General features: G+C 41.6%; 9 protein-coding genes and 1 pseudogene. 5 read left to right on the top strand and 5 right to left on the bottom strand.

Features of this window, described 5'->3' with window-relative positions; genetic code table 11:
* Both AB4493_RS19045 and AB4493_RS19050 read right to left on the bottom strand, forming a co-directional pair.
* Window positions 1–130: pseudogene (locus AB4493_RS19045) on the bottom strand (IS5/IS1182 family transposase); the annotation flags it as partial.
* A 43-nt stretch (window positions 131–173) separates the two neighbouring features.
* Window positions 174–7,274, bottom strand: a complete 7,101-nt coding sequence (locus AB4493_RS19050) for a hypothetical protein (protein WP_372155608.1) — start codon at window positions 7,272–7,274, stop codon at window positions 174–176.
* A 258-nt stretch (window positions 7,275–7,532) separates the two neighbouring features.
* Here AB4493_RS19050 and AB4493_RS19055 point away from each other — a divergent pair, with 258 nt between their 5' ends.
* The 3 genes from AB4493_RS19055 (at window position 7,533) to AB4493_RS19065 (ending at window position 11,047) form a co-directional block, all read left to right on the top strand.
* Window positions 7,533–8,492, top strand: coding sequence for a peptidoglycan DD-metalloendopeptidase family protein (locus AB4493_RS19055; protein WP_372155609.1), 960 nt, complete (start codon window positions 7,533–7,535; stop codon window positions 8,490–8,492).
* A 311-nt stretch (window positions 8,493–8,803) separates the two neighbouring features.
* On the top strand, window positions 8,804–9,739 hold the full coding sequence (gene ylqF / locus AB4493_RS19060; protein WP_009845440.1) for a ribosome biogenesis GTPase YlqF: 936 nt from the start codon (window positions 8,804–8,806) through the stop codon (window positions 9,737–9,739).
* Between the two features lie 282 nt (window positions 9,740–10,021).
* Window positions 10,022–11,047: a GGDEF domain-containing protein gene (locus AB4493_RS19065; RefSeq protein ID WP_017070587.1), complete on the top strand. Its 1,026-nt coding sequence runs from the start codon at window positions 10,022–10,024 to the stop codon at window positions 11,045–11,047.
* A gap of 169 nt (window positions 11,048–11,216) precedes the next feature.
* Here AB4493_RS19065 and AB4493_RS19070 read toward each other — a convergent pair whose 3' ends face one another.
* Window positions 11,217–11,762: an N-acetyltransferase gene (locus AB4493_RS19070; RefSeq protein WP_017062600.1), complete on the bottom strand. Its 546-nt coding sequence runs from the start codon at window positions 11,760–11,762 to the stop codon at window positions 11,217–11,219.
* Between the two features lie 166 nt (window positions 11,763–11,928).
* On the opposite strand from AB4493_RS19070, the gene AB4493_RS19075 reads away from it, so the two are divergent.
* Window positions 11,929–13,071, top strand: coding sequence for a fatty acid desaturase (locus AB4493_RS19075; protein ID WP_017062601.1), 1,143 nt, complete (start codon window positions 11,929–11,931; stop codon window positions 13,069–13,071).
* 239 nt (window positions 13,072–13,310) lie between these two features.
* Window positions 13,311–13,601 (top strand): putative quinol monooxygenase, encoded by a 291-nt coding sequence (locus tag AB4493_RS19080; RefSeq protein ID WP_017062602.1) that lies wholly within the window; start codon window positions 13,311–13,313, stop codon window positions 13,599–13,601.
* Between the two features lie 231 nt (window positions 13,602–13,832).
* On the opposite strand, the gene manA is transcribed toward AB4493_RS19080, so the two are convergent.
* The gene (gene manA / locus AB4493_RS19085; RefSeq protein WP_017070588.1) at window positions 13,833–15,020 is read right to left on the bottom strand and encodes a mannose-6-phosphate isomerase, class I; all 1,188 of its coding nucleotides are present in this window, start codon (window positions 15,018–15,020) and stop codon (window positions 13,833–13,835) included.
* A gap of 2 nt (window positions 15,021–15,022) precedes the next feature.
* Window positions 15,023–16,189 (bottom strand): glycerate kinase, encoded by a 1,167-nt coding sequence (locus tag AB4493_RS19090; RefSeq protein ID WP_372131598.1) that lies wholly within the window; start codon window positions 16,187–16,189, stop codon window positions 15,023–15,025.
* Window positions 16,190–16,230 lie beyond the last annotated feature (41 nt).

Genomic DNA, 16,230 nt, shown 5'->3' on the forward strand with positions numbered 1-16,230 from the left:
GTTTACCTTGCTTGAGTTGCTTCCACTGTTGAATCGCTTCCTCATCAATCCAGAATGTCAGTGAACCACGATTGATTAGGGCTTGGTTATATTGTTTCCAGTTAGTTGTTCTGTAGCGAGGCTTTGGCATTGCTCTAAGTATGTGAGTGAACTTAGATGATCTGATCGTAGCTTTAAGCATTAGTTCCCTGATTTAGGAAACAAAGCCCATTGTTTGCAGTAGAATTAACACTGCTTAGATTTTTATCGAAGACGTATGCTCTTACATCCAAATAATATTGCCCTTCCTCCGGAATCATCGAATCCTGAGTACTGGTGATACTTGAAATGACCGGTGCTTGGTAATCAACAATGGATGCGATGCCTTCAGCATCGTAAGTCTTGTTGAGCACATTAAAGTCAGTAATAACTCGCCCGATAGAATCGGTTACGGTTACTTTTTGCATATACTCAGCTTGAGCATCGATATCAAAAGTCATCGTATCTGAAGCTGTTGAAGAGGCTATTTTCCCAGAAAACTTAATCGTGTTACCTGAAACTGGAACCAAATCTATAGCATAGGAAGCAGCCTTTACATCTTCTCCATCTTCAGAGGTAATGGTGAACGCTTGGCTATCATTAGTAAAAGCAAGCTTACCCCCTTGTAAACTTGTTATTCCATCAAAAGCCAAATCAATAGTTGGTATCCTAATGTCAATATCAATCGTCTTATTTTGAGTCCAACCTACATTGTCAGTTGCTTCGACATTGACTCGTATCGAATTCAACTCTTCTAACTCAGTTTTTGGAAGATCAAAATAAAGGTGTGAATTTTCGCTATCGTCATCTTTATCAAATACATATTTAGGATTAACTATTGTGTACTTAACCTTTGCTATACCGCTACCTTCATCCCACACAGAAAACTGAAATCTAACTAAGCTAGAATCATCCGGAGATTCATTGAGGGATACAGTGTCGTCAACATTTGGTAGGCTATTATCGACCATTACGCTTACTTCATCGCTTATAGACTCTCCCCATACATCAATAATTTGAATTTTAGGCTTAATAAATTGACCATCTAGTTTGTCATCTAATGGCGCGGTAAACGTCGAGCAAGAATAGTCATCCTCACACTTAGTGAAAGGGCCAAAGTTCTCTGGGTTATCATTCAAATTATATGACGCACCATCTAGAGTTGCGACGACATTTTCAAGATCAGAATTTTGTCCAACCTTCACCTTGAATTTCATTTCAAGGGTCTCACCTCGAATAATAGTATCTTCAGCAGGGCTGGTAATAGCGATTTCTAAATCGCCTTGGGCTGGAAGCAATAATTCTAACGCATGATCCGAACCTAAGTTTCCGGCGACATCAGACAAGTTCTTAATCGTGTATAAGTGCTGTAACGCCCCCGGAGAGAGGATATCGGCATACAACTCTCTATACGTACATGTCGTTATACCCAATTTAGAGCTACAACTATTTGGTTCAAAAGACACATTTAATCGATTTCTTACCAATAACGGTTCGTTACCATCACTAATATCCACACCAGAAAGATTGTCTTTGAAGCTCAATGTTAAGCTCAGAACTTTCTTACCTTCGGCGTTCAAACCAACGTCATTGCCAGTAAATTGATATGTGTCTTGTTCAACCGTAGGGGCATCGATATCCATCATATTAAAGCTGAATTTATTGACTGTTTCAGTATCATTCGTTCCTACTGTTTTCGTTATCAAAACCACAGGTGAAACAGACATATTCACATCAGTTGTAATGCTACACTTATAATTTTCTTGAGGATTAGTTATAACACCTGAATAAGCATTGTTCGAACCATCTTCCGGCACACCGTCTGAGGTGTAATTCTCTCTAACCCAACATTCTAATGTTTTTGCTTTTACCTCACCCGCAGGGCCAAATTCAACATTAAGGGTACTTCCCGATATATGACTTTGGAAGTCAGTCGGTTTTACGATTGACAGAGCAACACCTTGACGTTGCACATTGATACTTTCTGACCGTTCGGAAACAGGCCTTTCTTGTTCAGAGCTATAGCGAACGTTATTATATACTTTGAATTCCAACTGATAGGCACCATCTTCCGTTAGATCTGCCTCTGTCAACCTAGCTTCCCAAAGGCCACCTTTCTGAGAAAATGACATATTGTTGGTTTGTTCCCCATATTTATAAGTACCTTCAACTAGCGGGATCCCGCTCTCATCTTCAGCATCAATACTTATAATTACAGGTTCAACACGAGTAATTTGTATCTGGCCACCAGAAGAAACTGGCGTGCCATCTTCATATGTGAAAGTAACCGAGTTAATAGTGGGCTTTGAGTTTTGAACTTTAACCACATAATCTATGCTTGTCGTATTCCCTCTAATGTCGGAACCACCTAATCTGATAGTACGAATCGCACTATCACCATCGTTTTCACCTCTTAAAGGAATCTTCATATCTTCACCAACTAAGGTGCTTGCATCAGAGGGGTTTTCTTTGAAAGTCCAATACTCTAATGTTTCATTGTTAACACCGTCTGATGATGGTGTTCCCCTATCATTTAAATCTTGGGCTGAAAGATTGAATACATAATCACCAAGATAGAAACTTTCCGGATCAAACGCATTTAACTTTAGTGATGGGCCTTCACGATCTAGCAGAACAGTTCTAATTTCTGTTTCAGATTCAAACCCATATTCGTCTAGGGCTTTGAGGTACAGGTTAGCCTTTCTGTCTTCGCCAATCACTATAGTGTCACTTTGCGTTTCTGTAATTTCGATATCAAAGGGCTGCGTTGGATCTTTGGGGTCAATTGAACGTATTGCAGCGTTTTGACCTTGTTGCCAAAGTTCAACCTTAGATACATCAGAGTCGTCAGATACTGATGTAAGCTTTACAGTAAATGCGGTACCAAGAACATAGCTTTCACCTGAATTAGTGTCTAAAACCCAAGGGTCAGCTAATTCAATTACTGGTCCCTTGTTGTCGACCAAGAATTCAAATTCACCACTGTGTGTTCCCGATGGAAAAGAACTGTCTGTTGCTGTTACGTAGAAGAAGTTTTTCTCATTATATTTAAATGCCTCCGCAACTAGTCTCACCTCTACGTTAGGCTGCATGCCTAATAGATACGGCTCAGTACTCTCTTCAGGTTCTGTTTCGTAATGTTGCAAAGTGAAACGCCTGCCAGACTCTGACTTCATATCGACTTCAACCAAACTCCCTGGACTCAAGCTCCAAGTAATATCAGGTACCCAGCTAGTATTACCACCTAAGTGGTTAATAATTTTAGATCCGTTTACTACCGGACCTTTTGAATCAAGTAATACACTAAATTGAGGGGCATTGGTCGTCTGGCGGTTAACTATATTAGACAGATTGTCTTCAGCATTAACATACACCACCCAATTACCATCTTCTGGACTAATAATATTACCTTGACTGCTACATTTGTCTCCAGAGCATAGTTTTACCTTAAAATGATCCTCTGTATTACTTGAAAAATGTGAGTTAGCGTCATAATCATTAGTAACACCGGTTGCCGAGTTGTAGAAAGTGAGCCCTCGCTCGTCCAATTTGTCTCCTACAATATCGTCAATGTTGAAAGTGAGTTCTTGAACATAATTGGTGTTCAAATAGACATTTTCGTCAATCGGATCACCATTACCATCGCTCGGAGGAATATAAGTCGCTAAAGGATAATCATTATCCACATACAAAGTTTCCGTATGTGGTTCCTCTCCATTGTAACCATAGCTATTTCCATGCTCATCCATTGCACTGGTCACAAGTGCAAACTCGACAATCCCTTTGAGATTTGAAGACTCGGTATTAAGGGTAAATAAATACTCTTTTTTATAATTATCACCACCTGACTCTCGAATATTCAGATCAATTGGGATTTCCGTATTCGGTTCAGTTTTCTTATACCACACTGTAACAAATAATGGCTGACTGCCTTCTTCCACGACAATGCCTGACGGATCTTCCAAAATAATCCGTGAATCTAAAACACCAGCAACGTACCGTTTATTTCCAACCCATGTTTCTCGGCCATTTTCGATACTTAGCGAAGGTTGAGGCGGTGATTTATCAATACTTTCGCCATCACCGTCTATAATCTGTTCGCCATCGAGGCTTGGGTTCGCCATTGATATCTGATCGGCGTATCGCTGAGCTAGGTTAGCTGCTACACCATACTTTTCAGTCATAATGTTATAGTATGATTGCGCTAAGTCATTACGGTAAGACTTTGAGCTAAATTCATATGAATCTAGAACTATTTTTTCACCCCCACTACCAATACCGTTAGCTTGGCCATCGTACTGCAAGTCATCATAGATAGCGGAAGCAAAATCAACAGAGTTACTTAGTAGCATATTGTTTATTTGGGTAATGTCATAAATCGCTTCTACTAAAAACCGATGAATATAATTATTAGGCAGTTTTTCCGGAATAGCACCTTTCAATATTTCATTCGTTGCATACGAAACGATCGTTGGGTCGAAACCAAAGAATGAATCGCTTCCACCAGCGAGAGCATATTGTACGTCGTCTAAAATTCGTGCGGCATTCTCAGGAGTCTTATTTCCCGCTTCAACTTGATTCCATTGAGAGTCAAACAGTCCGGTTTGGTATGTTGCAAGTTCAGTAATATAAAAAGTCTTAGAACCATTAAGTTTAAAATAGGCTCCTATATTAGCGCTATTTAGGTTCACTTGTTCTGATTGTGTACCTGGATCACTCTCCCACTTGTAGTAATACGGTTGCGTATTACCATCAATACCGATTAACCGCACTCGCATAAAGTCGTAGTTAACTACATCAGTTGTTGTTTCACATCCAGCAACATCGAGTGCTTTATTTGTTCCATCACTTTCTAAGTGCTGAATCGTGCTACATCTTCCTAGCGAGGTAAACTCTCCCTTCGAGTTTAATCCCTCCAATTGCACACTAGCCCCGATAAATGGAGTAACGATCGTCATTGTCGGCAAGTCGAAGCTACTACGAAAATAAACTTCTTGCTCAGCACTTTCATTTTCAGACTCGTCAATAGTTTGAATCACTAGTTTTTGACTGCTGTTCTCGGACGTCGAAGCGAAGTTGTCACCAAGTATTTCTTTTACAAAAGGAACATAATAGATAACCTCATTTACGTGTCCTTCAGTATCAGAGATAGTTTCGTGGGGTATGTTAGCGGCAGAGGCTACGGTATCGGTTACCTTCTGAAGCACGTAGTTATTATCATTGTTTGCGCTTACTAAATACTTAACAACTAGCTTAAGTTTGTCGGCACTAGATCCTAACCCCATATCCCCGTTGCCATCTGAGACTCTGACACGAACATATGGAATTTTGTTATCTTTGAGGTCGTTGACATTAAAGTCACTAAAATCGACATCGGGAATTGAGTTTAAAATCCCCTTGCTCGCGTAAATGTAATCAATCTTCAAATAATCACGAGTGGATTGAACCGTTTCTGATGTGTAGGTGTCTTGCGTATAAACATCTTCTTTAGTTACGCGTTCCCCATCAACACTAACGTTGACATAATTCATTGGAGCATTCTCTGGGTAGCTAATCACTTGCGCCGGCGCTTGATCATCACGAACGACTTCGTGAACTTCCTTACCAATATTCCCGTTGCTATCGGTGGCTTTAATTTCAAATGTTGTTATCGATACGAATTCATCGGTTGAATATCCCTTACTGAATTCACAGGCACTGCCTGACTCTAAAGTTATATGACCACAAGAAACGCTATCATCTAAACCGCCTTTAAATGAAACCGTTACCGAATCAATCTCTTGCGAGTCTTCTTTTACAGTGCCTTTAAGCACATACTCTTTTGCACTGTTGTTTATAGAACTAGCCGAGGTTACTTCAATTACCGGCGCATTGTTGTCCCATTCAAAGTTTACATAATGGCCAACATCTCGCCCTTGAACTAATTCGTTACCTAAGACGTCAGTCGTATAAAAAACCAAACGTGCCGCAGTTACATTTGAGAGTCCCGTATCCGAATCAACTTCTACCGCGTCAATGGCTTTTGTGTCTACACTTACTTTAATACTTGTTTCTCTAAGACCAGATTCAAAGCCGTCGAATTCCAAGAAACAAAACTCACTACCCGCAGTTTGTTCATCGTCACACTGACTCTCGAGAGACCAGACACCGTCCAGTTGGTATTCAAGGTACGCTGAGACACCTTGAACACCAATTTCATCATTGAGCTTAATATCCACTTTATCGAGGCTTACCAATACATCACTGTCTGTTCTAGACACTGTAGGCGCTTCGGTATCAATTTCGGTTTCGTCGCGAGGTGGGATCACACCGCCAGTACCGCTATTGGTGCCTTGGTCATTAATCTTACGGCTAAACTCAACATAGTCGTCTGCGTCTGTTCCTGAAATATTTAAGTTAGGATCATTGACGACAATTAGAACATGCTGTGCCAAATCGTGAGTGTAAATATCACTAGAGACTTTTTGTTGACCGAAGGTTAAAGGGGTTACCCCTCCCGACACAGTACTTATTTCCAGCCCATCAAGAAGACCATCGGCAATGACATCTCGATATTGGATATCAGCCAAATGCATCGATGTGTAAATATTACTCTGAGTATCACCGTATTTTTGAATTAGGTCGTACGAATAAGAAGAATAAGCGGTTAACAAAGCACCATATTGGTGACCGGATGTAGCAAAACTACTTTGACCACCTTTAGTAATGTCTATCGGAGTAGTTTCATTGACATCGAAACCATACATATCGTTAATGCTATTTAGTGATTCCGATATAGCAGTAGAGTCTGACACTCCCCTGCCTACTTTGTATTGAGTTAAGCCTGAAACGATGTTCGTCAAAGGGGTCAGCATTAAGTTTTGATCACGCCCTTCTTTGTAATTGAGCATGGCTTCTAAACGCAGTGTTTTGCCGTTACTGACAGACACTGTATTTTTCGTTAAGGGATCGGTATAACTGCCTTCTTTAGCTACGATGAAAAGTGGCATCGATGAAGATTCAAATTCAACCTTGTAGTCACCAAAAGCATCGGAAGTCGTACTTGCTAACTTCCTACCTAGGTTTCCATCCTTGTATTCAAACACCTCAATTTTCGCACCGCTCACAGGAGCGTCAAAAACGTTACCTGAGATGCTTCCGGTATTCCTTGCTGGCGGGGTGTTATCACCTCCGCCTTCCCCACCGCCACATGCGCTTAAGATAAGCGACGTAACAATAAGACCTAATGTTGATTTCAACGTATTTTTAGTGAACATAGTTTTCTGGCAGAGTATATTTTTCCGCGATTATATTATCGTCTAAGATTTTCTCAACATGACATAATAACTACTTATAAAGTACAGTTTAGCTAAATCAAAAGGTGAAAGGTTTGTTTTTTATCTCTCTAAAAACACACCCTATACCTTTAGCTAGTCATTACGAAGGAATGAACTAAAATAACATGCAAAAAAAACAAATAAATATTATGATCTAATTCTTATTTTTATCCATTAACCGAATTTTATTGATAATTTATGTATTTGAAAATAAATAGCCATTTAAGTCGCCGTACCCTTTCCTTTGGCCTTTTGATGGTTTTTTTGATCGTTTCAACAGCCATATCGCTAAGCTACAATCATTCAAATACTGATAAAAAACAGACACCTAAAATAGCCAAGCCCAAAAGCATTCATATTCCAACCCCAGCTCCGACATCTGAAATGGTTTCAGGGGTTGTGAAATACTCTTTTGTCAGTTCTATACTATCCTCTGGTTTGACGAACAATGAATTAAAATCACTATTGAGTCTATTAGGTGATAATTTTGACATTATTAAATCAGTTAACAACGGTGATAAGTTTTCAATAAAAACCCAACATGATGGTACAAAAACAGAATATGTCAGTGCTTTTTACTATTTAGGTAGTGATATAGAATTTTTTGCTATGAGAGGGGCGGATGATAATATCTATAACGAAAATGGATATAAAATAAACAATGACTATGTATTCCCTCTTGCTAAGCATTATCGAGTGAGTTCATCATTCGATTTAAACAGGAAACACCCTATAACGAATCGAATTGCACCTCATTTTGGAACGGATTACGCGACACCTATTGGCACAGAGATTCATTCGTTGTCCAACGGTGTCGTTTTGAAGTCTCGATATAACCGTTTCGCAGGTAACTACTTAACCATAAAACACACTGATGGAAACTATGCGCGCTACCTTCATCTTTCAGAAAGACATGTCTTAGCTGGGGAATACATCACTAAAGGTCAGATAATCGGTCTTACTGGGAATTCAGGCCGAACAACTGGACCTCACTTGCATTTAGAGCTTTCGGTTGCTGGAGTACCAGTTAACTTCGAACAATATATCAACGCAGACCAAAGCTACAACGACCAATTTATATACATTGCTCAAGCTGAACGTAAGCAGCTAATAAAAAGCCTAGCTCAATCTGTACAATCAAACCAACCTCCAACATAGAGTTCCCCTAGTAATATTCGATTTGCCTTTGAGGCAAACCAAGCAAATACTCGCATTATTTATCTCTGAATAGGAGACTCAGATAACGCGTTGTCTCACTAACTCATTTCAAGTTGTTAGCAGTTGAATCAAAGGCTTAGCCGCATAAGTACTGCGTTCTAAATTGTAACTTAATAGTCAATTTCAATTGAACTCCCAAGAATCTTTGCGCAAATGTCTTTTTCTGTAGTTCTTCTAGGCGATATAGCGCTTTACACGCCCTATCGAACCCTTACAATGTGCAGCAAATATATTTATCAAGGTTTATCTCTATGTCTATTCAATGGTTTCCGGGTCACATGCATAAAGCCCGCAAAGAAATCGAAGAAGTTATCCCACAAGTTGATGTGATCATCGAAGTACTGGACGCTCGTATCCCGTTCAGTAGTGAAAACCCAATGATCTCTTCACTGCGCGGCGATAAGCCTTGTGTAAAAGTGCTGAACAAGCGTGACCTTGCAGACCCTGAGCTAACTGAGCGTTGGATTGAGCACTTCGAAAAAGAGCAAGGTGTTAAGGCTATTGCGATTACCACCAGCGCTAAAGAAGAAGTTAACCACGTTATGGAGCTAGTGCGTAAACTGGCACCGCACCGTGAACAGATGGGCAAGAATATTCGTACAATGATCATGGGCATCCCGAACGTGGGTAAATCGACCATTATCAATTGCTTGGCTGGACGTACGATCGCGGTTACTGGTAACCAACCTGCGGTAACTCGTCGTCAACAACGTATCAACCTGCAGAATGGCGTGATCCTTTCAGACACTCCAGGAATCCTTTGGCCTAAAGTAGAAAACCCACACAGTGGCTTCCGCTTGGCTGCAACAGGTGCTGTAAAAGATACAGCAATGGAATACGATGAAGTGGCATTCTACACAGTAGAATACCTAGCAAAGCAGTACCCTAACCTTTTGCAAGAGCGTTACCAAATTGAAGAGCTGCCAGAGTCTGACATCGAATTGATGGAAGCAATTGGTCGTAAGCGTGGTGCACTTCGTGCCGGTGGTCATATCGACATTCACAAATGTTCAGAAATCCTGCTTCACGAATTGCGTAATGGCACTTTAGGTAAGGTAACGCTTGAGTTGCCAGAAATGATCACACAAGAGCTGATCGAAGTTGAAGAAGCGGCTGCGCTGAAAGCGGAACAACAGATTAAGAAAAAAGAAGAGCGTCGTAAGCGTTACCTGAAGAACAAGCGTTAATCGCGATTAGTTTTTATAATCTGCTTTAATTTCTGTTTACCACTCTTACACCAGCCTCTAGATATTCACGCTCTATCGATAATAGAGCGTGAATATTGCCCGCTACCGTTTGTTGATCTAGCTAACATACTGACAAGTCTATAGAAATGGTCGTTTACAATCCCAAAGACTGTGACATACTACGCAAATTATTGTGTATCAATCTCGGCTAATTTCTCAATGCGCTCTTATTCTGGGTTCAAGAATCAAAGATTTAAAACCTATTTCGATAATGAAATTTATTTGCCGTACATAAATTTCATCTACATCCCTATCTCAATATTCTGTGCTTTTATCGTCACCGACTACATCCACTTTGGTAGCGAGTGCATTACGCCTATCATTTTCCGAGTCATACTTTTTTTATTGATGATGGCCGCCGCCAGATACTGTATTACAAACAAACCCAACGTTTTGGAACTCGTAGAAAGTGCCTTCCTTGTAATTAGCTCACTTTTCTTGGTCTATGTCGGTCGACTAGCCATCGAGCTGAACAACTTCGATTACCAAGGTGGCATCATTTTAGTGATGATCTACATTGGTACGTTTTCAAGATTGTCAGCCAGATACAGTATATCTACGCTGTCGTTTATCTTTTTGGCTTATCTCATCGGCCTTGCGCCACTGCTTTATGAAGCGGAGCCAGAGCATGAAATAGAAACAATTTCCGTTTATATCTCGGCTTACATCCTAATCTCAGCGGCCTGTGTTAGACGTGACCTGGAAGTACACAAACGTTTCGCTCAATCCGAGCAACTCCGCAAACAAGCGATTCAGCTTCGCAAGCAATCTAATATGTTCGAGGCCCTTTCCTATCAAGACGCACTAACGGGCTGCTACAACCGCCTTTATCTTCATCAGGTGATAGAACCGAGCATAGACCGTCAGCGATCCATTACATCGCTCATGATAGATATTGATCATTTCAAATCGATTAACGACACCTACGGCCATCAAATGGGTGACATGGTGATTAAAGAACTGGCCGATGAGATTCAAAAACGACTACCGACTAGCAGTAACTGCTTTCGATACGGCGGTGAAGAGTTTTTGGTGCTGGTCCAAGGAGAAACCGAGGCTTCAATTGAATCGCTGGTTAATGCCCTTTTAGAATCCCCTACTCGCCTTAGATTAGAAGTAACAATTTCAATCGGTGTGAAACATGCCCCTCAAGCCCTTGGTTCTGTCGAGCAGCTTATCGACGACGCTGACCAAGCACTCTACATTTCGAAAAAAGGCGGTAGGAATAAGATCACATGGTGTGATTAATCGCCCAATATTTCACGCATCTTTGCGAATCATTAAAACGACCACTAATTCAATCAAAAAAGCCCCGAGCAACTTAATACTCGGGGCTTTTGTCTTTGTTCTTCTGCTTTAAAATAGCTTCGTTAAGAACCTGCTACTCAGCAAAAAAACAGTATTCAACAAGAATCGACTAAGAATACACAACGCTCGCTGTTTTCTGTTCAAGTTCAACGGGAGAGCTCCAAGAAATCACTTTTTCATTCACTTGGCTGCCACATGGTGCGTTCCAAACTTGCTCTAGTTCTTCTTTGCCACCAATCGCCTGATAAAAAGCAATCGCTTGGTGGTTCTCAGACATCACCTCTAGGTAAAGCCCTGAGTCCGAATAGTATTGCTGCAACCACTTCGACAATTCAGACAACAGACGCTTGCCTACACCTCGTCCACGATAATTATTATCTACATGTAACGCATCGATGAACGTACCACGCTCAAAGTTGTGATTACCGAACGCGCAGACAAAACCAACCAGTAAACCGCCTTCCTCAAGCAATAAAACATGTTGGTTGAAAGGAGGATTAATCAAACGAGTCTGCCAAATAACAGATCTGTCCTCCAAAACATCATGTTCTAGGTAATCATCAGCAAGAATGCCACGGTAATATAGCTTCCAGCTATCCGCGTGTAATTGGGCAATCCGCTCATAATCTTTATATTCAGCTACCTTAATTTCCATTTATTAGCCCTTAGTACTTCCATTTATGACTTGCTACTACATTTCACACTACCTTTATACAATATTTAAGCAAAACATACTAATACACGTTTACACTTTCAATATTGACTTACACGTGTACGCTGATATTCTAGCGCACAGATGTAAGCCCAATGGAAATTTGCTAATGAATAGTGCCGACAAACAATCTACAAAAAAGCCGCCATTAATCTGGCTCAATATTTTTGTGTTCTCTTTTAGTATGCTGCTTGCTGTTGTAGCGGCTCCCGTTTATGGCTACTTTTTTGGCTATGGCATGGAGCACTGGATATGGCTAGCAATCTGCTTTACGTTCTGTAACCTTTCAATCACGACAGGTTATCACCGCTTATGGTCACATAAAGCGTTTGAAGCGCATTCAAGCCTAAGATTCCTGTTTGCATTAGGTGGTGCATTTGCCCTGCAGAACAGCGCGCTACACTGGTCTTCTGATCACCGTGTTCACCACAAGCATGTCGATAACAACGACAAAGACCCATACTCTGCAAAACGTGGATTTTGGTACTCACACATTGGCTGGATGATTCGTAATTACAGCACCTCAATGTACGAAAACTACGAAAACTGCCGTGACCTTAAAAAAGATAAGATTGTTATGTGGCAGCACAAGCACTATGTTCTGTTAGCATTACTAATGAATTTCGGTGTTCCTATCGCTTTAGGCGTGATTTACGGTGACGTGATTGGCATGTTGTTAATCGTAGGTGCAGTTCGTTTGGTACTTAACCACCACACAACATTCTTTATTAACTCTCTTGCTCACATCTGGGGTAGCCAACCTTTTACTGACAAAAACACAGCGCGTGATAACGGTGTGTTAGCAGTACTCACTTTCGGCGAAGGCTACCACAACTTCCACCACATCTTTGAGAACGACTACCGTAACGGCATCTACTGGTGGCAATACGATCCAACAAAATGGTTGATTAAGAGTGCTTCGTTGATGGGACTGGCAAGTAAGCTTAAGAAAACCCCTCAAGCTCGTATTGAGAAAGCTGAAGCGTCAATGTTACTTAAACGCACCCAGCAAAAAATCATGCATCGTGCCGACAAGCAACAAATCGCAGAGAAGCTTCAACAAGAGTTTGATGCTCTAGTATCAAACATGAACGAATATTACGAAGTTAAAAAACAGCTACTTGAAAGCAAGCGCGAAGACGTTGTGAAGAAGTACGAACACTCTGTTCTTAAGGTTCGTTATCAGCAAATCAAAATGAATTTCGAACAACAGAAGAAAAATTGGGCAATGACGGTTGAGCAATACGCTTAAGCTAAAACAGTACGCTTAACACCCCAGTAACAACACAGTTTGATTCTTATTCAAAAGCCCTCATATTGCTATGAGGGCTTTTTTTAATAAGCATAACCTACTCGGCTCTGGCCCTATGCTCTCGAGTTTGAATTGTGGATGGTAAGAACCATAGTTATTGGATTTCAGAACTCTTTCTTCATTCTGAATTTATACTTATATTACTTAAACTTACCGAGTTTAAAGCGAAGGAATTGAAAATGAGCAAACTGACTATTATTGCAACGATCGTCTCTAAAGAAGACAAAACTGAGCTTGTAAAAGCTGAGATGATTAAATTGATCGATAAAACCCGTGTTGAAGACGGCTGTATTAACTACGATCTGCACCAAGATAACAGTAACCCTGCTCACTTCGTTTTTCATGAGAACTGGGAGTCTGAAGTTCATCTAGAGAAACACTTAGCGAGCCAACACATCGCTGACTACATGGCTGCGACTGAAGGTTGTATTGAAACCTTTGTGCTTAATAAAATGACGCACATTGCCTAACCAGTCACTCAGTACTAATTCAATAAAAAGCCCTGCTCTGATCGCAGGGTTTGTCTTTTCTACAAGCTTATATCTGCTCATTCTAATAATGAAAAAACCCGCCAGAGTAGCGGGTATGGTCAATAATCATGACTGTCAAAGACAGATAGGTAACAACCATCAATCCAATATTGAGTACCACTTTACAGTGGCACTCTGACATTTCTTTTGCTGATCGCTAGCACGGGGGCACTAGTTAAAAGCACGAGCCAAAATGCCATTCCCTTGATATTGGTAAACACTTGAATTACTACTTACAAAGACCGATTCTCCGGGCTTAAGAGAAACTGACCGCCCTTCTGAAGTGACGGTCGCCTCTCCTTCCACACAGAACAAGATCTCCGCGCTACGTAGATACTGTGACTTGCTCTCATCAGTCGCAGACAAGATATCAAAGCCAAAGTCATCCACTGGAATCGGATAACTCATCTTGCCCTCTTTCAATACAGGCTTAAGGCGGATATCTTCTGGCTTAATCGGCTCAAAGATTGTGTTGTCGATAAGCTCAGGGACATCGATATATTTGGGAGTGAGACCGGCACGCAGCACATTGTCTGAGTTTGCCATAATCTCTAAACCCGTACCTTGAACATAAGCATGTGGGGTTTCTGCGAACAGGAACATCGCTTCACCGGGCGCCAGCTCAACCGTGTTAAGCATTAATGGCGCAAATAAGCCAATATCACCTGGATAATGCTGTTTGAATTCGATGCTGTATTGAAGAGCTTCACGCCCCATGACCGTTTTGGCTGGTCGCGCATGTGCAGCATAAAGCTCATTAAGCGCAGACGCTTTGCGGTCACCTTCAAGAGACATAATGGCGCTAAAGAACGACTTCAAAGAATCACTGTCGGCATTAGCTTTTAGTACATTAAGCTCAATCGCTAACGAAGGAATATCCGCTTCTTCGAACAAGGCAATAATGTCGTCGATTGGACGAAAGCCATTCATCGCTTTGTAGAAGGTCAACGCATAAACCAACTCAGGTTTATGGTTTGGATCTTTGTAGTTGCGATTAGACGCATTCAAAGGGATACCAAGTGCATTCTCACGCTCAAAACCTAATTCTGATTTTCGCTTGTTCGGGTGAACCTGAATCGATAACGGTGTTTCAGCGGCCAACACCTTAAACAAGAAAGGCAATTCACCGAAACGAGCCGCCGTGTATCCGCCTAAGACATCGATTTTGTTTTCATCAATCATGTGAGAAAGCGATTCACCGGTATCGCCTACCTTTGAACAACCATTTGGATGAGCACCCATCCAAATTTCTGCTTGAGGTTCCTGGTTTGGGTTCACAATACCAAACAATTGGTTAATGGAGTCTTTGCTTCCCCATGCGTAGTTTTGAATAACGTTGTCGAGTTTAAATAGAGACATAATTACTTCTCATTAAAAATCTGGCTACCAAGCTTGAGCGTGGCGGCGATATTACGGGCAGTGCGAGTCAGGTTTTGATTCGCTTCTGATAAAACTTGGTCTAAAGACTGAGGTGAACGTACGGTTCCAAATAAGCTAGACATTGAGCCGTAAAGTTTTTCAACGTCTTGCCCCAAAGAGCCCGCAATTCCAATGGTTGGAATACTCAACTTTTGAGCTCGCTGAGCGATGCCGAAAGGTGTTTTACCTTGCAGGGTTTGGTTGTCCATCTGCCCCTCTCCGGTCACGACCAGTGAAGCACCTTCAAGAACCTTATCTGCATCCAAGGCATCTAATACCATCTCAATACCCGCTTTAATTTGGATATTGAATGCAAGACTTAACCCCAGAGGTGTACCTCCAGCAGCACCAAATCCAGCTGTGTCGCGATGATTAGTACCCGTATGTGCTTGAGCGATATCGGCAAAGTGCCCGATCGCAGTATCAAGTTGTTCAACTTGAGCTTTTGATGCGCCTTTTTGCGGACCAAACACAGTACTGGCTCCGCTTTCGCCACATAATGGATTATTCACATCACACGCGACCACGAACGTCACTTCTTTGCATCTAGGGTGCAGTCCTTCAAGATCGATGCTTGCTAACCGGCTTAATTCGGCGCCGCCACCAGATAGCTCGTTGCCTTGCTTGTCTAATAACTTGCCTCCCAACGCTTGTAAGATGCCAGCACCTGCATCATTGGTTGCGCTGCCGCCCAAACCAATAATGATTTGTTCAACACCTTGATCTAGTGCATCTTTGATCAATAGCCCAGTACCAAACGAAGATGCGGTTAACGGTGCTCTTTCTTCTACGGTTAATAGGTCTAAACCCGATGCTTGAGCAAATTCCACCAAGGCAGTTTTTACGTTGGCGCCATCAACAGTCTGTTCCAACGAAGCCCAATAAGCCGTACATTCACGCCCGATTGGATCCGTCGTGTGCAGCAGTTGCTTCTTACCATTGAGCGCCTCTAGCAACACGTCTACCGTGCCTTCTCCGCCATCGGCGAGTGGCATTTTCACAAACTCTGCGTAAGGGAAAACATCGGCAAATCCACGCTCAATGCAAGACGCAACTTGATGAGCGTCGAGTGATTCTTTAAATGAATCAGGGGCAATTACAATTTTCATTGTCGTTCACCATTCCCGCCCACCAAGGTGAGCGGGTTATC

The sequence above is a fragment of the Vibrio sp. 10N.222.55.A1 genome, from assembly GCF_041473835.1.
Classification (GTDB): domain Bacteria; phylum Pseudomonadota; class Gammaproteobacteria; order Enterobacterales; family Vibrionaceae; genus Vibrio; species Vibrio crassostreae_C.